14 protein-coding genes, 6 tRNA genes and 1 pseudogene are annotated in these 21,544 nt (G+C 64.5%); 5 read left to right on the top strand and 16 right to left on the bottom strand.

Annotation, left to right across the window (positions count from 1 at the left end; all coding sequences use genetic code 11):
- Positions 1 to 2 precede the first annotated feature (2 nt).
- Genes ABB29_RS04085 through flgL form a run of 4 tightly spaced genes read left to right on the top strand, consistent with a single transcriptional unit; the run spans position 3 to position 5,304 of the window.
- Positions 3 to 1,118, top strand: coding sequence for a flagellar basal body P-ring protein FlgI (locus tag ABB29_RS04085; RefSeq protein ID WP_425414726.1), 1,116 nt, complete (start codon positions 3 to 5; stop codon positions 1,116 to 1,118).
- The gene (gene flgJ / locus ABB29_RS04080; protein ID WP_057657334.1) at positions 1,118 to 2,194 is read left to right on the top strand and encodes a flagellar assembly peptidoglycan hydrolase FlgJ; all 1,077 of its coding nucleotides are present in this window, start codon (positions 1,118 to 1,120) and stop codon (positions 2,192 to 2,194) included. The genes ABB29_RS04085 and flgJ overlap by 1 nt, the downstream gene beginning before the upstream one ends.
- A gap of 27 nt (positions 2,195 to 2,221) precedes the next feature.
- On the top strand, positions 2,222 to 4,105 hold the full coding sequence (gene flgK / locus ABB29_RS04075; protein ID WP_057657333.1) for a flagellar hook-associated protein FlgK: 1,884 nt from the start codon (positions 2,222 to 2,224) through the stop codon (positions 4,103 to 4,105).
- Complete coding sequence (flgL, locus tag ABB29_RS04070; RefSeq protein WP_057657332.1) at positions 4,102 to 5,304, top strand: flagellar hook-associated protein FlgL; 1,203 nt, start codon at positions 4,102 to 4,104, stop codon at positions 5,302 to 5,304. The genes flgK and flgL overlap by 4 nt, the downstream gene beginning before the upstream one ends.
- A gap of 111 nt (positions 5,305 to 5,415) precedes the next feature.
- Here flgL and ABB29_RS04065 read toward each other — a convergent pair whose 3' ends face one another.
- From ABB29_RS04065 to ABB29_RS04055, 3 genes are all read right to left on the bottom strand, one after another.
- Positions 5,416 to 6,537, bottom strand: a complete 1,122-nt coding sequence (locus ABB29_RS04065; RefSeq protein ID WP_057657331.1) for an HDOD domain-containing protein — start codon at positions 6,535 to 6,537, stop codon at positions 5,416 to 5,418.
- A 130-nt stretch (positions 6,538 to 6,667) separates the two neighbouring features.
- On the bottom strand, positions 6,668 to 7,531 hold the full coding sequence (locus ABB29_RS04060) for a ribonuclease H-like domain-containing protein (protein ID WP_057657330.1): 864 nt from the start codon (positions 7,529 to 7,531) through the stop codon (positions 6,668 to 6,670).
- Positions 7,528 to 9,975 (bottom strand): DEAD/DEAH box helicase, encoded by a 2,448-nt coding sequence (locus ABB29_RS04055; RefSeq protein ID WP_083487453.1) that lies wholly within the window; start codon positions 9,973 to 9,975, stop codon positions 7,528 to 7,530. Before ABB29_RS04055 ends, ABB29_RS04060 begins: the two co-directional genes overlap by 4 nt.
- Before the next feature lie 489 nt (positions 9,976 to 10,464).
- Here ABB29_RS04055 and ABB29_RS04050 point away from each other — a divergent pair, with 489 nt between their 5' ends.
- Entirely contained in the window at positions 10,465 to 10,767 is a 303-nt protein-coding gene (locus tag ABB29_RS04050; protein WP_057657329.1) for a hypothetical protein, read from the top strand.
- Positions 10,768 to 10,951: 184 nt separating this feature from the next.
- Here the strand turns inward: ABB29_RS04050 and ABB29_RS04045 are convergent.
- The 13 genes and pseudogenes from ABB29_RS04045 to ABB29_RS03975 all read right to left on the bottom strand — a co-directional run.
- Positions 10,952 to 12,102: pseudogene (locus ABB29_RS04045) on the bottom strand (IS3 family transposase); the annotation flags it as partial.
- Between the two features lie 1,275 nt (positions 12,103 to 13,377).
- Positions 13,378 to 13,758 carry a hypothetical protein gene (locus tag ABB29_RS04030; protein WP_057657326.1) on the bottom strand — a complete coding sequence of 127 codons (381 nt, stop codon included), beginning with the start codon at positions 13,756 to 13,758 and terminating at the stop codon, positions 13,378 to 13,380.
- A gap of 156 nt (positions 13,759 to 13,914) precedes the next feature.
- On the bottom strand, positions 13,915 to 14,688 hold the full coding sequence (locus tag ABB29_RS04025) for an Abi-alpha family protein (RefSeq protein ID WP_157062485.1): 774 nt from the start codon (positions 14,686 to 14,688) through the stop codon (positions 13,915 to 13,917).
- A gap of 310 nt (positions 14,689 to 14,998) precedes the next feature.
- Positions 14,999 to 15,073, bottom strand: a tRNA-Val gene (locus tag ABB29_RS04020).
- Positions 15,074 to 15,176: 103 nt separating this feature from the next.
- Positions 15,177 to 16,799, bottom strand: coding sequence for an FMN-binding glutamate synthase family protein (locus ABB29_RS04015; protein WP_057657324.1), 1,623 nt, complete (start codon positions 16,797 to 16,799; stop codon positions 15,177 to 15,179).
- Positions 16,800 to 16,860: 61 nt separating this feature from the next.
- Positions 16,861 to 16,947, bottom strand: a tRNA-Leu gene (locus tag ABB29_RS04010).
- 105 nt (positions 16,948 to 17,052) lie between these two features.
- Positions 17,053 to 17,126, bottom strand: a tRNA-Cys gene (locus ABB29_RS04005).
- A gap of 85 nt (positions 17,127 to 17,211) precedes the next feature.
- Positions 17,212 to 17,287: transfer RNA gene (locus tag ABB29_RS04000), tRNA-Gly, on the bottom strand.
- A gap of 9 nt (positions 17,288 to 17,296) precedes the next feature.
- A tRNA-Cys gene (locus tag ABB29_RS03995) sits at positions 17,297 to 17,370 on the bottom strand.
- Between the two features lie 145 nt (positions 17,371 to 17,515).
- A tRNA-Gly gene (locus ABB29_RS03990) sits at positions 17,516 to 17,591 on the bottom strand.
- Positions 17,582 to 18,229, bottom strand: coding sequence for a CDP-diacylglycerol--glycerol-3-phosphate 3-phosphatidyltransferase (gene pgsA, locus ABB29_RS16035; RefSeq protein WP_083487451.1), 648 nt, complete (start codon positions 18,227 to 18,229; stop codon positions 17,582 to 17,584). Before pgsA ends, ABB29_RS03990 begins: the two co-directional genes overlap by 10 nt.
- A gap of 6 nt (positions 18,230 to 18,235) precedes the next feature.
- Positions 18,236 to 20,116 (bottom strand): excinuclease ABC subunit UvrC, encoded by a 1,881-nt coding sequence (gene uvrC / locus ABB29_RS03980; RefSeq protein WP_057657322.1) that lies wholly within the window; start codon positions 20,114 to 20,116, stop codon positions 18,236 to 18,238.
- Positions 20,116 to 21,537 (bottom strand): redoxin domain-containing protein, encoded by a 1,422-nt coding sequence (locus ABB29_RS03975; RefSeq protein ID WP_057657533.1) that lies wholly within the window; start codon positions 21,535 to 21,537, stop codon positions 20,116 to 20,118. The genes uvrC and ABB29_RS03975 overlap by 1 nt, the downstream gene beginning before the upstream one ends.
- Between the last annotated feature and the right edge of the window lie 7 nt (positions 21,538 to 21,544).

The raw sequence follows: 21,544 nt of genomic DNA, 5'->3' as shown, positions 1-21,544 counted from the left end.
CGATGACCACCCGCTTGCGCCAATGGCTGGCCTGCAGCTGCCTGATCTGGATTGCCGCGGCGCTGCCCGCGCAAGCCGAACGGGTCAAGGATCTGGCCCAGGTCGGCGGGGTGCGCAGCAACCCGCTGGTCGGCTACGGCCTGGTGGTCGGCCTGGATGGTTCCGGTGACCGCACCAGCCAGGCACCGTTCACCGTGCAGAGCCTGAAGAACATGCTCGGCCAGCTCGGCGTCAACGTACCGGCCAACGTCAATCCACAATTGAAGAACGTCGCCGCGGTCGCGATCCACGCTGACCTGCCGGCGTTCGCCAAACCCGGCCAGCCGATCGACATCACCGTGTCCTCGCTTGGCAACGCCACCTCGTTGCGTGGCGGCAGCCTGTTGATGGCACCGCTGCGCGGCGCCGACGGCGAGATTTACGCGATTGCCCAGGGCAACCTGATCGTCGGTGGCTTTGGCGCCCAGGGCCGCGACGGTTCGCGGGTGTCGGTCAACGTCCCCAGCGTCGGCCGGATTCCCAATGGCGCCATCGTCGAACGCGCGGTCGCCGGCGGATTCGGCGGCGGCGACAACATCACCCTCAATCTGCACCAGGCCGACTTCACCACGGTTTCGCGGATGGTCGCCGCGCTGGACAACGCCTTCGGCCGCGGCAGCGCCTACGCCATCGACGCGGTGACCGTGTCAGTGCGCGCACCCACTGATGCCAACGCCCGCATCGGCTTCATGTCGCAGGTCGAAAACCTGGAACTGACCCCCGGCACGGCACCGGCCAAGGTCATCGTCAATGCCCGCACCGGTACCGTGGTGATCGGCTCGCAGGTCACGGTGATGCCGGCCGCGATCACCCATGGCTCGTTGACCGTGACCATCAGTGAATCGGCCAATGTCAGCCAGCCCGGTGCGTTCTCCGCTGGCCAGACGGTGGTCACGCCGCAGTCCTCGGTGCAGGTCAGCAGCGAAGGCAATCGCATGTTCAAATTCGAAGGCGGCACCACGCTGGACGACATCGTCCGCGCGGTCAACGAAGTCGGTGCCGCGCCCGGCGATCTGATCGCGATCCTGGAAGCACTCAAGCAGGCGGGCGCGTTGCGCGCGGAGCTGGAGGTGATCTGATGAACCTGGTGCAGTCCGCGTTGCCGCTGTCCAGCAACACCCAGGCGCCCGATGCGGCACGGGTCAAGGACGTGGCGCGGCAGCTGGAAGGCCAGTTCGCGCAGATGATGATCAAGTGCATGCGCGAGGCCAGCTTCGGCGACTCGCTGTTCCCGGGTGAAAACCAGACCTTCCGCGACATGTACGACCAGCAGATGGCCAAGGCGCTGAGCCAGGGCCGTGGCCTGGGCCTGGCCCCGATGATCGAGCGGCAACTGGCCGGCAACCGGACCGATGCCGTGATCCCGGTCAATACCGCCCTGTCGCAATACCGCCAGCTGCTGCCAGGCGCCGGTGATGCCGGATCGATGCTCGATGCGATCGCCGGCCGCAGCCTGCAGAGCACGCGCGCGGATGCATCGGCTGCCACCGCCGATCTGCCATTGCCGCTCAGCGCCGCCCTGCGCAGCCACGGCCTGCAGCCCTATGCCAGCGAAACCGACGAAGACGCCGCCTGCGACAACATCGAACAGATCGCCAGCCAGCCACCAGCGCGGTTTGCCGCCCATTCGCCGGAACGCTTTGTCGCCGATATCTGGGCTCATGCCAAGGATGCCGCGCGCGAGCTGGGCGTCGATCCGCGTGCGCTGGTCGCCCAGGCCGCACTGGAGACCGGCTGGGGCAAGCGTGGCATCCAGCGCAACGAGGGCGGCAGTTCGCACAATCTGTTCGGGATCAAGGCCACCGGCTGGAACGGCGACCGCACCCGCACCACCACCCATGAATACAACAACGGTGTGCGCCAGACCGAAACCGCCAGCTTCCGCGCCTACGGCTCGGCCGCCGAGAGTTTTGCCGACTACGTACGCCTGCTGAAGAGCAACCCGCGCTACCAGCAGGCGCTGGCCGCCGGCACCGACATCCGCGGTTTCGCCGCCGGCCTGCAGAAGGCCGGCTATGCCACCGACCCGTCCTACGCCGCCAAGATCAGCGCCATTGCCCATGGCCCGACCTTGGGCAAGGTGCTGTCGGTAATCGGCAACGGCGCCGGTGCGGTCGCCCGCGCCGCCGTCGACACCCTGCTGCCGGCGCGATGAACGCGCAGCGCTGACTGAGGAACCGCCATGTCCAACCTTCTCGCCACCGGCAGCAGCGCACTCCTGGCCTTCCAGCGTGCCCTGTCCACGGTCAGCCACAATGTCGCCAACCTCAATACGCCCGGCTATTCACGCCAGCGCACCGAGTTCGCCGCCCGCGATGGCACCTACTTCGGTTACGGCTACCAGGGCAATGGCGTGCAGATCACCGATGTCCGGCGAATGGCCGATTCGCTGGCGACCTCGCGGCTGCTCGACAGCACCGGCGAGCTGAGCCGGCTGCAGCAACTGTCGGTGATGTCCAGCCGCATCGACGTGCTGTTCTCGGAAACCGCAACCGGCATCAGCGCGCCGTGGTCGGGCTTTTTCGATTCGGTCAGTGCGTTGTCGTCCAACGCCGCCGGTTCGGCGGATCGCGAAAGCATGCTGGCGCAGGCCAATGCGCTGGCCACCCGCTTCCGGCAACTCGACTCGCATCTGGATTCGCTGGATGGCGAGGTCAACCAGGGGCTGGTCGCCGGGGTCAGTGAGGTCAACCGGCTGGCCACCGAAATCGCCCAGCTCAACGGCAGGATTGGCAGCAACAGCGCGCATGCCTCCGGCGATCTGCTGGACCGGCGCGACTATCTGGTCAGCCAACTGGTCGGCTTTACCGGCGGCAATGCAATTGCCCAGGACGGCGGCCAGCTCAATGTGTTCACCGCCGGTGGCCAGCCACTGGTGGTCGGCACCGCGGCCAGCAAGCTGGTCACCACCACCGATCCGTATCGGCCTGATCGGCTGCAGCTGGCACTGGAAACCAGCGGCCAGCGGGTCAACCTGGACCAGCGCGCGATGGGCGGACAGATGGGCGGCCTGCTGGAATTCCGCAGCACGGTGCTCGATCCTGCCCTGGCCGAGCTGGGCCGGATCGCAGTGTCGATGGCGCAGACCTTCAATACCGGCCACAAGGCCGGTGTCGATCAGTACGGGCAGATGGGCGCCGACCTGTTCAACATCCCCGCTCCGAGGGTGGCCGCCCATGCCGGCAACAGCGGCAGTGCGGTGGTCCAGGCCAGCGTCGCCGATCTTGCCAGCTTCACCGGTGGCAACGTTCTGCTGCGCTACGACGGCAGCGCGTGGCAGGCCAGCAATCCGGACACCGGCGCGGCGATTGCATTGAGTGGCAGTGGTACCGCCACCGATCCCTGGCAGGTCAATGGCGTCAGCCTGGTGCTGGCGTCGGGCACGCCGGCCACCAATGATCGTTTCCTGCTGCAACCCAGTGCCGGCGCCGCCGGCGCCATCAGCGTGGCAATCACCGACCCGGCGCGGATTGCCGCCGCCACGCCGGTCAGGAGCAGCGCCGGGCTGGGCAACACCGGCTCAGGCAAGCTGTCCGGCCTCGCTGTCAACGATGCCAGCAACCCCAGTCTGCGCGACAGCGTCGATATCGAATTCCTCGATGCCGGCCAGTACACCATCGACGGTGCCGGCCCGTTTGCCTACAGCGCCGGCCAGAGCATCAGCTACAACGGCTGGAGCATCACTCTGGATGCCGCGCCCGCGGCGGGCGACAGCTTCACCATCAGCGCGACCGGCGCCAACTCCAGCGACAACGGCAACGCGTTGGCGCTGGCGGCGCTGGACGATGCGCGCATCCTCAATGGCGGCTCGTTGACGCTGAACGGTGCGATTGGCGGCTTGACCACGATGGTCGGTTCGGCGGCACGCCAGGCGGACTATTCGGCCGAAGCGCAACAGGCCATCCAGGATCAGGCGCAGGCGGCGCGCGACAGTGTGTCCGGGGTCAATCTGGATGAGGAAGCCGCCGATCTGATGCGCCTGCAACAGGCCTACCAGGCGGCCGCGCAGATCGTCTCCGCCGCCGACAACACCTTCCAGACCCTGCTCAGTGCGGTGCGCCGATGAATAACCGTATTTCCACCAGCATGATGTACCAGCAGTCGGTCAGCACCCTGCTCGGCAAGCAGGCCAAGCTGGCCCATACCCAGCAGCAACTCTCCAGCGGACAGCGACTGGTCACCGCCAAGGATGATCCGGTGGCGGCTGGCACCGCGGTCGGGCTGGACCGCTCGCTGGCGCAACTGGAACGCTTCGGCGCCAACGCCAATGGCGTCCAGAACCGCCTGGGCCTGCAGGAAAACGCCCTGACCAGCGTCGGTTCGGCCATGGCGCGCATCCACGAGCTGACCCTGCAGGCCAACAATTCAGCCTACGGCGATGACAGCCGCCAGGCGATCAGCACCGAACTGAAAGCGATCAAGGCCGGACTGCTGGATCTGGCCAACAGCACCGACGGCAGTGGCCGTTATCTGTTTGGCGGCACCAGCGACGGCAGCGCCCCGTTTGCCCTGTCCGGCGGCGGCGTGGTCTACAGCGGCGACCAGACCCAGCGCCAGGTCGAGGTGGCGCCGGACATGTTCGTTTCCGATACCCTGCCGGGCAGCGAAGTGTTCCTGCGCATGGCCACCGGCGACGGCCGTGTCGATGGCCACGCCGACGCCGCCAATACCGGCACCGGACTGCTGATGGATTTCGCCGCTACCGATACCGGTGCCTGGAACGGCCAGCGTTACCAGATTGCCTTCACCGCCGCCGACAGCTACGAGATCCGCGACGCCGCCAATACGATCGTGGCGACCGGCAGTTACACAGCCGGCGATGGCATCAGTATCGGCGGCCTGCAATTGACGTTGCAGGGCCAGCCAGCAGCAGGTGACCGTTTCGAAATCGGCCCGGCCGGCACACGCGACATCTTCAGCACGGTGCAGAACCTCATCGATACGCTGGCAAGCAATCCAACCACCGACGCCCAGCGCACCGCGATGCAGAACAGCCTGCAAAGCGCACTGCGCGACATCGGCACCGCGCAGGAAAAGATGATCGACGCGCGCGCCAGCGGCGGCGCGCAGCTGGCCGCCATCGACACCGCCGCCAGCCTGCGCGAAGCCAACAGCGTCACCCTCAAGGGCACGCTGTCGTCATTGCGTGATCTGGACTGGGCCGAAGCCATCGGCCGCTACAACCTGGAAAACACCTCGTTGCAGGCAGCGCAGACCATCTTCATGCAGATGCAGTCGATGTCGCTGTTCAAGATGATGGGCTGAGGCCGGCACGCATACGGTGCCGGCCGTCCCGCGCCTCAAGCCGCGCTCGTTCAGAACGCGACAATCACGGCTTCCGTGCAGCCGAGCCTGCGCTGCTGCGCAGGTAGCGGTTCAGGCCGCCATCAGCCGGTCCGACATCGACTCGGCCATTTCGCGCCACATCGGCAGCTGGTGCAGCACGCCCAGCGAGGACAGATAGGCTTCGTCGACCGGCTCGTTGCTGGCCAGCGCGCCGGCCACGTGGACGGCACCCGGCACCCAGAAACTGCGCAGGCTGGAACGCTGCGGCTGGCGATGGAACGCCACCGCTTCGACGATCGGCATCGGCAGGCCCCACAGACCCAGCAGGTAGGCACCGGCTTCGGTATGGCCGGGACGTTCGTCCGGCTGCGCGCCACTGACCACGGCATCGCGCTCGTTGCGCACGCCCGGCAACAACAGCCCGATGTCGGCCAGCAGGGCCGCGGTCGCGCCCAGTTCGGAACTGGTATGCGGCAGGATCTTGGCCGCCAGCCGCGACGCCAGCAACGCCCTGCTCTGCAGCGCCGCACGATCGACATGGCTGCCGGTCTTGATCGAGAACACTTCGCTGGCCAGCACCAGGTCGCGCAGCGTGGCCAGGCCCAGTCGCGTCACCGCCGCCCGCAGGTCGGTGATAGCGCGGCCATTGGAGAAGTACGCCGAGTTGCACAGTTGCAGCACCTTGGCGGCGATTGCCGGATCCGCGGCAACCATCTTGGCGATGTCATGGCTGCTGCCTTCATCGTCTTCCAGTGCGCGGGTCAGGGCGAAATACAGGTGAGGCGGTGATGGCAGGTGTTCGACCCGGCCGATGGTGCGGCGCAGGCGCGGGCTGTCCAGCAGGTCGCGCAGTTCTTCCAGGCTGTGGATCGCTTCCAGCACGGTTTCCGAGGCCAGCGGCAACGGCAGGAAACGATGTGCCACACCGATCAGCTTGACCGGCGGTGCCGAGCCACTGTCGACACCTTCCATCAGCGCGATGCGGATGGTCTCCGGGCGCAGCGTGCGGATCTGTCCGAGCAGGGTCGACGGCGGCAGGTCCGGCAGCGTCGGTCCGGTGATGACCACGTCGATCGGCGAATTGGCTACCGCGAAGATGGCGGCATTGCCATCGGCAACCATTTCCACCTTCCACTCGTCGCCCATGTCGCCCAGGTAGTCGCCCAGATCGGCGGGCAGGCAGCCCACCTCGCCCACGTAAAGAATTCGCAAGACACTTCCCCTTGAACCAGCTGGTTATGAAAAGTCGTCGCCGGCCACCATCAGCACGCAACAACGCTGACCGGGTTGTCGGCCTGGCTTGCACATTCTTGAACCCGACTTGCGCGATCTGGGCAGTGCTTCACATTCCTGCGCAGGCCAGCGGTTGCGGTGCGCCCAGCCGGGCCAGGTGTTGCAGCAGATGAGCCAGGGTGACCACGTCCTGCAGGTTGTGCGCGATCACGCGATTCAGCAGTTCCGAAGAGCCGCCGCGCAGGTAACCCAGCCACGCCGCCGGCGCTTCCGAACCGGGCAGATCGTCTTCGCGCAGGATGCCCAGCGCCTGCCGCTCGATGGTCGCCAGCCGGCAGTTTTCCCAGACCCCGCGATAGCGTTTGCGGGTCGGGAACAGCAGATCCAGATGCGCCAGCGCCGGCAACGGGCTGTGCTTGCGGGCCAGGCGGTAGCGGGTGTTGAGCAGCGGCGCGTCGTAGCAACGCCCGTTGTAGCTGATCAATCGCGTCTGTGTCGTCAGCCAGCTGGCGAAGGTATCCAGCAGATCGCTTTCGGCCGCCATCCGGGTCATCAGCAGTTGCCGCACGCGCAGTCCGCCGGCATGGAAATCCGATGCGCCGATCATGAACGCACGGGTGCCGGTGCCGCCGGCCAGCCCGGTGGTTTCGGTATCGAAAAACATCAGCTCGCCGGTGTCGATGGCGCGCCCCTGCAAGGCCTTGTCGCCGGCAAATCCGCCATCCAGTTGCGGCGGCAATGGCGACCACGGCAGCCAGGTCTGCAGCAGTCGCAAGCCATCGGCGATTTCCTCGCCGGGCAACCCGCGCTGGCTGGCGTCCGCCTGACGGGGCGGTGCCTGCGCGGCGTGGCGTACCCGCAGCAGACTGCGCAGGCGCGCCACCTGTTGCCGGGTATCCTGCGCCGACGTGGGCGTGGCCGCGACGCCGGCCTGCTGCTTCAACCGCTTCAGTTTTTCCAGGCTGATGCTCATGCGTCCAGCAACAATCCCAGTACCTGGTTGGCCAGTTGCTTGGGCGTGGCCGCTTCGGCGTGTTCCTCGGCCGCCAGGATCGGGCCGACGCAGGCCGGGCACCCAGCGCGGCAGGCGCAGCTCTGGACCAGCTGATGGGCGCGTGCCAGCAACTCGTGCTGGCGGTGCCACAGTGGTTCGCTCAGGCCGATGCCGCCGGGGTAGTTGTCGTACAGATAGAGCGTCGGTACGAAATGATCGCCCTGCCCCGCACTCAGCAGCTGGCTGTCGCCGCCGCGGATCTGGCCACGGCCGTTGCCGTCGGCCAGCGCGAACCAGGCGCCATCGCCGTCACCGACCGCCTTCTGCAGATCGCGCCCTTCGGCCATCACCGACACCAGCGCGGCGATATGCAGAGCGTTGGCCGCGCCGAGGAATCCATCCAGCGCATGCTGGCGCGAGGTGAATGCGCCCTGCAACACCCGCGGTGGCAATTGCCACCAGACACTGGTGGTATGCATTTCCTGATCCGGCAGATTGACCGGGCCATAGCCGATGTTCTCGTGCGTGTAGTAACGGATCTTCTTGTAGCCGGCGACCCGCCGGACCACATGCACTTCACCGTGATGGCAAGTGCCGACCCCGGCCTGGCAGCCGTCGAACCGTTCCAGCACCTTGAGCCTGGTGTAGTCGATGGCGTCGGTGTAGTAATCGACATGGGTACGGGTGACGTAGGCCTTGCGGCCTTCCCAGTCCAGCCGCTCGACCTGGTACGGGGTCGACTGCACCATGTGGATCGCACCTTCGTACAGCATCAACGGCGCCGAGCTGAAATCGACCTCGGCGATGATGGTCTGGCGGCCATCGCTGCGATCCACCACCACGAAGTTGCCATCGGCTACCGCGCGCAGGCTGACCGCGTTGGCCGGATAGCTGTCGGCAATCCATTCGTAGCGCTCGCCTTCGCCATGGACGACGTTGTCTTCGGCCAGTAGTTCCAGGAATGGCGCCGGATCCACCGGTCCGTAACGTTCGCCTTTCAGGAACGGCAGTTCGAACGCCGAACAGCGGATGTGATCGAGCAGGATCATCGGCTGGTCCGGCGCAATCCGGGCGTGTTCGGGCGGGCTGTCGGCGAAGAACTCCGGATGCCGCACGATGTACTGGTCCAACGGTTGCGAGCTCGCGACCAGCACCCCCAGCGCCGCCTGCTGGCGCCGGCCGGCGCGGCCGAAGCGCTGCCAGGTGGCGGAAATCGAGCCCGGATAGCCATTCAGCACCACGCAGTCCAGGCTGCCGATATCCACCCCCAGTTCCAGCGCCGAGGTCGAGACGATGCCGTCAATCTGGCCGGCACGCATATCGCGTTCGGCCTGGCGACGCTCACTGGGCAGATAGCCACCGCGATAGGCACGGATGCGCGGGCGCTTGCGCGGATCATGATCGAACACATCCTTGAGGTACTTGGTCAGCACTTCGACCATGGTCCGCGACTGCGCGAACACCAGCGTCTTCAACCCGGCCTTGATCGCCAGCCGGGCGATGCGGTTGCTCTGCGAACGCGCCGACGCGCGCAGGCCCAGGTCCGGATTGACCACCGGCGGGTTCCACAGCAGCACCTGCTTCTCGCCGCTGGGTGCGCCGGATTCGGTGATCGCGCTGACTTCGGCCTCGATCAACGCCTCGGCGTGATCCTTGGGATTGCCGATGGTCGCCGAGCACAGGATGAACTGCGGGCTGACGCCATAGAACGCGCATACCCGCTTCAGCCGGCGCAGCACGTTGGCCACGTGCGAGCCGAACACCCCCCGGTAGGTATGCACTTCGTCGATGACCACATAGCGCAGGTTTTCAAAGAACTGCGCCCACTTGGTGTGGTGCGGCAGGATGGCCTGGTGCAGCATGTCCGGATTGCTGACCACGATGTCGCCGTGCAGGCGGATTGCCTGACGCGCATCGCCGGGGGTATCGCCATCGAAGGTGAACGCCTTGACCCCGAGTTCGCCAGCGGCGTTGATCTCCAGCAGTTCACTGACCTGGTCCTGCGCCAGCGCCTTGGTCGGAAACAGGTACAGCGCCTTGGCCCCGTCCTGCAACGCCGCCGCGACCACCGGCAGGGTGTAGCACAGCGACTTGCCGGACGCGGTCGGGGTGACCACCGCCACGTGCTCGCGGTTGCGGGCGCGCTGCCAGGCCTCGGCCTGGTGCGAATACAACTGCTCGATGCCGCGCTGGCGCAGCGCCGTTTTCAGTGGCTCGGGCAGATCGTCCGGCAGATCGCTGAAGCGTCCTTCCCGTCCCGGCACGCTGAACTGACCGGTGATCCGGTCGCCATATTTACGCGCCAGCCGCGCGGTCAGCTGGCTGCTGCCAACCGCCACCCGTGGCAACGGTGAGGTGGACTGATCCGCCACGTCCAGCTCGCTGCTGGCGGCAGTAAAAGGCAACAACGCAGGTCGGGGCATGGTAGTCGGCATCTTCGGCAACAGCGGCCATCTGAGCGCAACCGCGTCGCAACCGGTGAGACAGTGCTCGCGGCTGCGCGCTCCGCTTGCCCGGACCATGCCGTTCTGCCCCTTCCCCTGCGCGCGGGGGAAGGTTTGCAGGCCGGCGAAATCGAAAAAACTGGCCAGGCCCCTTCCCCCGCGCGCGGGGGAAGGTTGGGATGGGGGCAATTCCGGGTGCTACGGGCGAGGAGCCCGGGAATGCCTGGCTTGACGCGGGCCACGTGGCCTTCCCTGCCCCGTATTTCCTTGTCGATCTGCCCCTTCCCCTGCGCGCGGGGGAAGGTTGGGATGGGGGCAATTCCGGGTGCAACGGGCAAGGAGCCCAGGAATGCTTGGCTTAGCGCGGGCCGCGTGGCCTTCCCTGCCCTGTATTTCCTTGGCACCATATCGGAACGATGTCCGTGCCTGACCCGGCATGCATCCGCCCGCACCCATCAAGGAACGACAATGAAACGACTCCTGCTCGCCCTGGCACTCGTCGCCTTCGCCGGCCTCGCCATCGCCGGCGGCAAGAAAATCACCTACGCCGGCAAGGACCTCAAGGGCGCCAGCGTCGAATCACTGGTCATCAAATACGCCAAGGTCACCGGTGCCGAACTGCCCGATGATCTGAACCAGGTGATGATCGTCGTCGATGGCCGTCCACCGGCTATCGGCCACGTCCAGGGCGACGCCAAAATCAAGACCGCCAAGTCAGTCGAAGTGATGGGCCAGAGCCGCTCGGTGCTGGTCAATATCGTCACCAGGTAAACGACGCGCTGCTTGATGCACTGGTAGAGCGGAGCTTGCTCCGCTGCCTTCAGCCCGCCATGCGATTTGTATTGTCCAGCGCAGCAAGCTGCGCTCTACGTGTGGGAGACAGACATGAAAAAGCCCGGACTGGCCGGGCTTGTTGCAACTGGTGGGCGGGACAAGGTTGGAACTTGGGGTTCCACCCCGTTTCCACGGATGATTGGGTTAAGAGCCTAAAGGCCTCATCCTCAGCATCAAGTCTTCGCTGGATTAGCGGGTTGTGGAACCGCTCGATGTCGTCGAACACATCGGTCCTGGCTTCTGCCAGCGACAGGTAGCGTCGCCGATGGACCCGCTCGCGTTTGAGCTTGCCGAAGAAGCCTTCCGCTGCCGCGTTGTCGGCGCAGTGACCCACGTCGCTCATGCTGTTGACGATGTGGTTGTCTTTCAGGAACTGCTGGTATTCGGCGCTGGTGAACTGCGTGCCGCGATCCGAGTGCAAGATCACCTCGCTGCGACCCGGCCGTTGCCAGCACGCCATCATCACCGCCTTCAGCACCAAGTGCCGGTCTTGCACTGGCGCCATCGACCAGCCAACGACCTTGCCCGAGTACAAGTCAAGCACCGCGCACAGATACAGCCAGCCTTCCCCTCTGCGGATGTAAGTAATGTCCACGACCCACTTGGTGTTGGGCTCGTTGGCGGTGAAGTCGCGGGACAGATGGTTGCGCACAAAGGCCGGGCGAACGCCTGAAGGCTTGTACCGCCAGCGTCGCCGCTACGGCACACCAGCCAGTCCACCAGCCGTCATCGGCCGAGCCACCCGGTTGAGGCCGACGGTCTCGTCTTCGTAGCCCAACGTCTCGTGCATCCGCGGTGCACCCATGACGCCATCGCTGGCCGCGTGGTGCCCACGGATCTTCTCCAGAAATCGCATATTGTCGCGTGCGCGCGAACTGGACTGACGCCTGCACCAGTCGTGGGATCCGCTGGACGACAGCTTCAGGCACCGGCACATCAGCCGGATCGGGTACTGATCGCGGTGGCGCCGGATCGCCTCGTACCTCAGGACGATTCCTTGGCGAAGAACGCCGCCGCATCGCGCAAAAAATCCCGTGCCTTGGTCACTCGCGCCGACTGCCGCTTGAGGGCCAGGATCTCCTCGTCACGCGCAACACCGGCGCCTACGAAAGACTTCTTGCAATGCTTATCCAGCTCGCGGCGCCATCGCCACAACAAATTGGCTCCCACCCCCAAATCCTGAGCAATCTGGCTGACGTTGGCGCAGGGAAGCCGTATTAGTCCGACTGCTTCACGCTTGAACTCTTCGCTGAACTTCCTTCGCTGTGCCATAACACTCCCCCTGCCCTGTGATGAGGCTTCTTCGAAGTGTCCGTGTTAGCGGGATAGAACCCCATTCTTTCCTAGCAACGCAGTGAAAGTTGCGGACTGAACAATTTCTTCGAGTGTCATAGCCCACCCTTGTTTCACCTTAGTGTATTCTTTAAGTGACCGATTCTCATCGGGCAAGCAAAGTTCTCGCCTTAGAGTTCGCGGCCAAGTGTGTGCCAATATCCCATCACCGCGCGGAAGCGCACTCTGGAGAAGCCCATGATCGTGACATTTGTTGGTGGCCCGCTTAATGGGACACACGAGACCCGCGAGGATGTGCCTCAGCTGGTCACTGTCGACGGTGAAGGAGGTCCATTCGTATACGAACTTCGCCAGCAGTCGGGGGGCTCAACGGGGAATCGCCCCATTGAATGGCAGCACAGCACGTACGCCCCAAAGGGGATATCGATGATTGAGTTCTTCGAGCTAAGCCGTGCTGTACCACCGCCAGTGCACCTGTTCCTGTAAGGCAACCGCTTGGCTACCCCGGCTGAGTACTCGCGGCGCTTAAGCTCGTCCGCACCTGGGTGCGTGCCGTGTTCGGTGTGACGTCGTGGGCTGGTCGCATAGCCCGTGTAATTGGGCACTGAACTCGCAATCGTGCAATCGCTCCTGAGTAGCTTTCGAAACCTACTGGATAGAGGGTGGGCATCGGATCGGATCCGAGAGCAGGTTGCTGACGACCGTCTTCTGACTCAGTTCTTACGATACGTCCTACAGCCCTACAGGGGCGAACCAGTCACGCTTTTCCGGGGCGAGAATCAAGACAGGCTTTCGGCTGGCTCGATAGGATTCTGTTGGACTCCAGATTCAAAGGTTGCAGCGATGTTCGCCAGCGGCCTAAACGCCATGAGTAGCGGCGGCGCGCTCATAACGGCCACGTTCCGCGCACCGGCGATCATCAGTGAACCTAATGCACACAGCCGGTACTTGGGAGAATAGCAGTTCACCGTCCAGCCATTCGCGATAACTGATGTTCGCACGGTAGCCGTGTTTCCGCCGTTCTGACTCGCCGTTCGTCTAGCTGATACCGCTTCGCGGCCCAGCTAGCCTTAGTTGCTTGAACGTCCACTGGCAGAAAGTGCCTCAGCGGCTCATGTCATGAGCTCGGAGCAAGGTATCCAGGCTTCAGAGTTCAAGGGCTGGTCGACCTCGTTTGGCGACTTGATCAGTGCTCCGGATGACCTCAGATCTGTGACGGGAACTTTTGCGCTTGGGCCCCATCCGGCAGCCCAGCTAGCCCTGCTCGTCAGACGGGAACGTCAGCGTCCCTTCGGCGGCACCCAGTCCAGCAGTTACCTCGCTGGCTCCGACTCTAATCCGCGCACCGGGTCGCCATGGTTGGCTTTTTAGCCATGCTTCGTGCTGATCCGCAATTTCAGTCCTCAGCCGGTCGGCGTACCTTGCTGCCCAGAGTTCGACGCCGCGCCGACCAGCTTCGTAGCTCGTGCAATCGCGGACCTGCTTCGTATCGGGTAGGGGGTAGTCCAGCAGCGCAAACCACATGCCCCCGATTCGATCGATCAGACGGGCGACGGGTGAGATACCCAGCTTGTAAAGCACCTCCTGCCCCGGGTAGCCCGGATTGAGGGGTGACCACTTGAACTCTTCCGACATGGCGGCGCGCCTCCGCACGCCATCCTATCGATGGCCGGCTCACGGAATGACACAAATGCGGTCATGAACTCATCTTTACACCCCGCTGACCACGCTGGCGTATGTTGCACGCCAAAGCTCCGTCTTGGCCGGCGTATAGCCGCAGTAACGACCCACTCAGCGCCGAGGGGAACAAGCGCGAATGAACTCCCCGCCATACGCCGTAAATGTCAGCTGTCGCGACGTCTGCGTCTCGATCGTTGCGGGAAAATCACCGTACCTGTTGTGCCCGCTTTCTCGCAGCTCGCTTTCAGTCCAATCGTCGACGGCGAGCAAACGAAGCCTCAGCAGGTTATCGAGCCAAATGGCGGCACGATCAGGAGACGGCAGCTCGTGCTCTTCAGCAAAGCGTTCGAGCTGCGTCTCGAGAGGCAGGGTGCCGTTATTACCGTACTCACTCCACGTTTCAGTAAACAAAACTGATGCAGTCGAGTCGTTTAACAGTTGGAGTAGCTTTGCTTCTACGGGAGATAGCTGCTCGATGACGTACACATAGGACGGGTGAACTGAATTTTGAGTTCTCGAGTCCAAAGACTTGAGCAGAAGCTCGGCATACAGCTCACGATGACTCGGACTGTCTACTGACATGGCGATGTGATTGACCACGGGAATAGCAATCGACAGTGGTGGTGCGACGATTTCAGCATCAGGAATCTGCTTTAGCCGCTCTTCGACTTTGCGCGCCAGCCAGTCCTTTGATTGTTCATAACCCCAGTCAAGCAGTGCAACAGGGGTCAGTGCGACTTTCATCACAGCGCTCAATGCTTCACCGATGCGCTTTGCCGATGGCTGGACAATATCTCCATAGGCCAACCGCGCTAGCTCGACTGCTGCCTGCTCTGGTACGCCTTGCTCCCCCGACATCCTTATGCCCCGCTTCTTGCCGGCCACCAACGCTACTCCCCCTCCGCGCCCCTTTCAATGAGGGTGCGATCTCTTCGCCGGGGCTAGGCAGCTCGAATACTACTGCCGCGGGCGAAGGCCGACCGGGCGGCACTTCCGCTCACCATGACCGACACCGCATCGATCACGGGTCAGCCCTGCACACCGGCTCCGCATTGCTGGCCCCGCAAGGGACCGCTGCACCTCTCGCAGAGCCAACATCCCCAAAAAAAACGCCCCGATTGAGGGGCGTTTTCCATACATCTTCCACACTCAAACCGTGGAAGCAATTAAAAACGGCGTCACCCGTTGTTTTAATTGGTGGGCGGTACAAGGTTCGAACTTGTGACCCCTGCCGTGTGAAGGCAGTGCTCTACCGCTGAGCTAACCGCCCGAATAATCGGGCCGCAAATGGTAACGGGGAGGCGGTGTCCGGGTCAACGGTTTTTGCCAGCTGGCCGGCCTGCGCAGGCCAACTGGGGCTTGCGGCGGTCGCATCAGGCGTATTTGCTGGCCCACAATTCGCTGACCTTGGCCGGCGCCTTGAACGAGGCGCTGCTGGATGATGCCCAGAAATCGCGGAATACCGCGTGTTGGGGGGTGCTTTCGAGCAGTTCGCCACGCTTGAGGAACCGGTACAGCGCCGCCAGCGAGCGCACTTCGGTATGCGAGACCCGGCGCAGGATGTGTTCCGGCCCCAGTTGCTGCGGGTGTCCCAGCCCGGCCGCGCACAGCAGGTCGCGCAGCGCCATCAGGGTGTGGTTGTGGAAGTTCTCGACCCGCACCGATTTGTCGGCCACATCGAGCTTCTTCCAGCGTTTCGGGTCCTGGGTGGCGACGCCGGTCGGACAACGGTCGTTGTGGCAACTCTGGGCCTGGATGCAGCCAATCGAGAACATGAAGCCGCGGGCCGCGTTGCACCAGTCCGCGCCCAGCGCCATGGTCCGGGCGATGTCGAACGCACTGGTGATGTGGCCAGCCGCGCCCAGGCTGATCCTGTCGCGCAGATCCAGCCCGACCAGGGTGTTGTGGACCAGCAGCAGGCCTTCGTGCATCGGCACGCCGACGTGATCGATGAACTCGGCCGGCGCCGCGCCAGTGCCGCCTTCGGCGCCGTCGACGACGATGAAGTCGGGCAACAGGCCGGTTTCATGCATGGCCTTGGCAATGGCGAACCATTCCCACGGATGGCCGATGGCGAGCTTGAAACCGGTGGGTTTGCCGCCGGACAGCTCGCGCAGGCGGGCAACGAACTGCAGCAGTTCGATCGGGGTCGAGAACGCCGAGTGCTGCGACGGCGACACGCAGTCGCGGCCGGCCGGCACGCCGCGGGTCAGGGCGATTTCCTCGCTGACCTTGGCCGCCGGCAGCACCCCGCCGTGACCGGGCTTGGCACCCTGCGACAGCTTGATCTCGATCATCCTGACCTGTTCCAGCTGCGCGTTCTGCTGGAAGCGCTGCTCGTCGAACTTGCCGTGTTCGTCGCGGCAGCCAAAGTAACCGGAGCCGATTTCCCAGACCAGATCGCCACCGTTCTCGCGGTGGTACGGCGAGATCGAACCCTCGCCAGTGTCGTGGAAGAAGTTGCCGCGGCGTGCGCCGGCGTTGAGGGCGCGGATGGCGTTAGCCGACAACGCACCAAAACTCATCGCCGAGATATTGAACACGCTGGCCGAATACGGCTGCGAGGACTGGCTGCCGATGCGGATGCGGAAGTCATGCGAATCGACGCTGGTCGGCACCATCGAATGGTTGATCCATTCGTACTGCAGCCCGTACATGTCACGCTGGCTGCCGAACGGGACCACGTCCATCACCCCTTTGGCGCGCTGGTAGACCAGCGAGCGCTGCTGGCGCGAGAAAGGCACTTCGGCCAGATCACCTTCGATGAAGTACTGGCGGATTTCCGGGCCGACCGATTCCAGCCCGTAGCGGAAATGCGCCAGCACCGGATAGTTGCGACGCAAGGTGCTGCGCTTCTGCAAGACATCCCAGGTACCCAGCGCGGCGATGCTGCCGAACAGGGCCACGCCCCACCCCCACTGCGGCCATTGCAAGCACAGTGCCAGGGAAATTGCGGTCAGCAGCAGGCTGAGCGCGTAGGCTAGGTAGCGACTCATCGCGTTCCTCGCTGTTTGTGGAGCGGTCGTCTGCCAGTGACTGGCATTGCGCTCGGTGAAGTGGTGCCCGGGACCGGAATCGAACCGGTACGGCCTTGCGGCCGGCAGATTTTAAGTCTGATGCGTCTACCAATTTCGCCACCCGGGCGTGACGATAGCCTGCCTGATGCGCCGCCGATTGCAAAGCCGCGCCGGACAAAACAAAGCCCGCGTAAAGCTACGCGGGCCTGAAGTGTACATGACACCAAATCGTTGGAGGCCTGGGTCGGAATTGAACCGGCGTACGCGGCTTTGCAGGCCGCTGCATGACCACTCTGCCACCAGGCCGACGAGGTCGTTGCGCAAGCGTCGCGCAATTGCCATCTTGATTCAACCGCCGCTGCCACTGGAGTGGCCACCGAGGCTTGCAAACTGGAGCGGGAAAAGGGACTCGAACCCTCGACCCCGACCTTGGCAAGGTCGTGCTCTACCAACTGAGCTATTCCCGCATTGAATTTTGGAGGCCTGGGTCGGAATTGAACCGGCGTACGCGGCTTTGCAGGCCGCTGCATAACCACTCTGCCACCAGGCCGGTGTTCGGCCGCCCTGGCAGTTGCCCTGGCGTCCACGCCCTTGCAGGCGCTTGAAAAACAAAACCCCCGCGAGGGGGCATGTTCGCGAAACCTTTTTCGAATCCGGACTTCAGTGGCCGGTTTCTGCGAAGGACTCGCAATGTCTGGAGCGGGAAAAGGGACTCGAACCCTCGACCCCGACCTTGGCAAGGTCGTGCTCTACCAACTGAGCTATTCCCGCGTCGTGAGATGCGAAATTTTAGCGGCATCTCTGGAACTGTCAACTGCTTTTTTCTCATCCGCCTGCAACGTGGGCCACGCTGCAATCAGATATTGGATGCCGGACCACAGGGTCAGGATTGCCGCTACCGCCAGCAACCAGTCGCCAATATGGAAGATCCAGTCACCCAGCCAGATTTCCTGGCGGGTCATTATACCGGGCGTGGCTGAATACAGCAGGCAGCCCAGTGCCACCATCTGCACGATGGTCTTGATCTTGCCGATGCTGGCGACCTTGACGGTGGCGCGCTGGCCGAGTTCAGCCATCCATTCGCGCAGCGCCGATACCGCGATTTCGCGGCCGACGATCACCGCCGCCCAGATGGTCATCCAGATGGTCGGATTGTCCTGCACGATCAGGAACAGCGATACCGCCACCATCAGTTTGTCGGCCACCGGGTCCAGGAATGCACCAAATGCCGAGTACTGGTGGTAGCGGCGGGCAATCCAGCCGTCCAGCCAGTCGGTCACCGCCGCCAGCACGAACACGACCGCGGCGGCCAGATTGGTCCACTTGTACGGGAGGTAGAACACCAGCACCAGTACCGGTATCAGCACGATACGCAGCAGGGTGAGCCAGGTGGGGACCGTCAACTTCATCAGGGATTACTCGCTTCCAGCGGTGGGGGTGGGCAGCCCGTGCAGGTTAGCGTAGATCCGCTCGGCGAGCGCGGCATTGACGCCGTCCACGCGGGCGATTTCATCGACACCGGCCGCTTTCAGGCCGGCCAGGCCGCCAAAATGCCTGAGCAGGCTGGCGCGTCTACGCGGGCCGATGCCGGGGATATCCTCCAGCTTGCTGGTCATGCGCGCCTTCTGGCGCTTGCCACGGTGGCCGGTGATCGCGAACCTGTGTGCCTCATCTCGCACTTGCTGCACCAGCTGCAAGGCCGGTGAAGCCGCGCCAGGACGCACTTCGCGGCCGTCCTCCATTACCAGCGCCTCGTGCCCTGCCCTGCGCTCCTCGCCCTTGGCCACGCCGACCAGCACCACGCTGGTGACGCCGAGGTCGGCCAAAGCCGCCTTGGCCTGGGCTAGCTGCCCGGCACCGCCGTCTATCAGCAGCACGTCGGGTAACACGCCCGGCTTGTCATCAGTATGTTCCTCCACCGCGCGGCGGAACCGGCGTTCGATGGCCTGGTGCATGGCCGCATAGTCATCACCCGGCGTGATGCCGGTGATATTGAAGCGGCGGTACTGCGAGCGCACCGGTCCGGCGGCGTCGAACACCACGCACGAGGCAACCGTGGCCTCGCCCATGGTGTGGCTGATGTCGAAGCACTCGATCCGCCTGGCCGGCTCTGGCAGGCCCAGCAACTGCTGCAGGGCTTCGCTGCGCGCGGTCTGGGCACTGCGGCTGGTGACTTCGCTGACCAGTGCGATCTCGGCGTTGCGGCGGGCCAGCTCCAGATAGCCGGCACGCTCGCTGCGCACGTTCCACTTCAGTTGCACCTTGCGCCCGGCCGATTCGGCCAGCGCTGCTTCAATCAACTGGCTGTCGGGGATTTCCCGGTCCATGATGATTTCACGTGGCGGCGTCTGTTCGATGTAGTACTGCGAGACAAACGCGCCCAGCACTTCCTCGGCGCTTTCCTCGCCGTTGGTCTTGGGGAAAAACGTCCGCGTACCCAGGTTGCGACCATCACGGAACGCCAGCAGCAGCACGCAGGCGGTACTGCCCTGCATCGCGCAGGCCAGCACGTCCAGGTCGGCGGCGTGGCCATCGACGTACTGGCGCGACTGCAGGGTCCGGATCAGCGAGACCAGATCGCGCAGGCGCGCGGCTTCCTCGAACTCCAGCGCGGCGCTGGCCGCTTCCATCCGGTCGCTGAGTTCGGTGGTCAGTTCGTCGCTGCGGCCCTCCAGCAACAGCCCGGCCTGGCGCACCGATTCGGCATATTGATCGGCACCGACCAGATCCACGCACGGCGCGGTGCAGCGGCCGATCTGGTATTGCAGGCACGGCCGGGTCCGGTTGCGGAACACGCTGTCCTCGCAATTACGGATCTTGAACAGCTTCTGCATCAGGTTGAGGGTTTCGCGCACCGCCCAGGCACTGGGATACGGGCCGAAATAGCGCCCGGGCACCGCGCGCGGGCCGCGATGGAAGGCTATCCGCGGCCATTGCTCGCGGGTCAGCAACACATACGGGAAACTCTTGTCGTCGCGCAGCAGCACGTTGTAGCGCGGCATCAGCGACTTGATCAGCTGGTTTTCCAGCAGCAGCGCCTCGGCCTCGGTGCGGGTCACGGTGACATCCATGCGCGCGACCTGCGAAAGCATCGACAGCGTCCGCGGCGACTTCGGGCTGTTGCTGAAATAGCTGGCCACGCGCTTGCGCAGCGCACTGGCCTTGCCGACGTACAGCAGGCTGTCATCGGCCGCGTACATGCGATAGACGCCAGGCGCGGTGCTCAGGCTGGCGGCGAACGCCTTGCCGTCAAATTGCGGAAGCTGCTCAGCAGGCGGGTTTCGGGTACCACTCATTATTCTTCGATGGGGACATGACTCAGTTCGCCACTGGCAATATCGTAACGGACGATGGCATGGGCATCGGTTTCGGCAATCCACACCGCACCGGCGGCCACTGCCAGTCCGGTCGGTGAATGCAGCGGTCGTGGCAGTTCGATGGTCTTCAGCTCGCCACCGCCCAGGCGCAGGCTGCGCAGGCTGCCATTGCCGGTGTCGGCGATCCACATCTGCGGCGACCCCGGCTGCAAGGCGATGCCCTGCGGGTGCTGCAGCCGCGCCGATTCACGCGGACCATCCTGGGCGCCGAATTCCCACGGCCCCTTGCCGGTGACCGTCTGCACGGTGTCACTGTTCAACTGCAGGCAGCGGATCGCCGAGCCCAGCGCGTCGCAGACATACAGCACCTGTTGCACCGGCGCCAGCGACACCGGCTGGGCGAAGGCGGCCAGCCTGGCATGGCCGTCGCGAACGTCCAGCGCACCGGCGCCGGCGCGATGGCGCAACTCCCGGTTGCCCAGCCCATAGCTCCAGATGCTGTTGTCGCCCGACATCGCCAGATAGACCTGGTTGTTGACCTCGGCCACCGCCAACGGCTGGTTGAGGGCGACATCGCGCGGATGATTGACCACGCCCTCGGTCGGACGCCCGGCACGGCCATTGCCGCACAGGGTATCGACCATCCGGGTCGGCAGGTTGATCCGGCGCAGCGCGTGGTTGCCGGCGTCGGCGACATACAGCGATTCGCGCGCCAGGGCCAGGCCCTGCGGGTTGTTGAAGGCCGCCTGGCCAAGGTCGCCGTCGATGAAATCGGCCGCGCCCATGCCGAACTGGCGGATGACGCGGCCAGCGTGGGTGCATTCGAGCACGCGGTGATGGCCGCTGTCGGCCACGAACAGGCGCTCGGCGGTGGCGACCAGGCCGGACGGGAACAGCAGCGGCAGGCGTGGCTCGGGATTGGCTTCGCGCGGAATCCGCATGTCGTCATCGGTGGCCGGCTGCAGGCCGTCACACAAGGCGGCCACGCCACGTTCCAGTTCCGGCAGGCCATCGACACCCACCAGTCGATGCCGCACCTGGCCTTCGGCATCGATCAGCAGCACCGTCGGCCAGGCGGTGATGCCGTATTGCTGCCACGCCTGCCAGTCGCTGTCATGCGCAATCGGAAACCGCACCCCCTGGCGGCGTAGCTGCTTGAGCACGCGCTGCGGTACCCGTTCGCTGTCGAACCGCGGCACGCTGATGACCAGCGTCTGCAGCCGGCCCAGATAGCGCGACTGCAGCAGCGCCAGTTCGGCCAGCCGTTGCCCGCACCAGGCCGAGGCGGCGTTGACGAACGCCAAGGCCACGATCCGGCCACGCTGCTCGTGCAGGCTGCCACCGGGCGCATTGAGCCAGGCCAGGCCTTGGGGAAGTTCGGGAGCCATCGTGTCAGTCATCATCGTC

The organism is Pseudoxanthomonas dokdonensis (genome assembly GCF_001431405.1).
Lineage (GTDB): Bacteria > Pseudomonadota > Gammaproteobacteria > Xanthomonadales > Xanthomonadaceae > Pseudoxanthomonas_A > Pseudoxanthomonas_A dokdonensis.
This window is presented reverse-complemented; position numbering and strand designations above follow the sequence as displayed.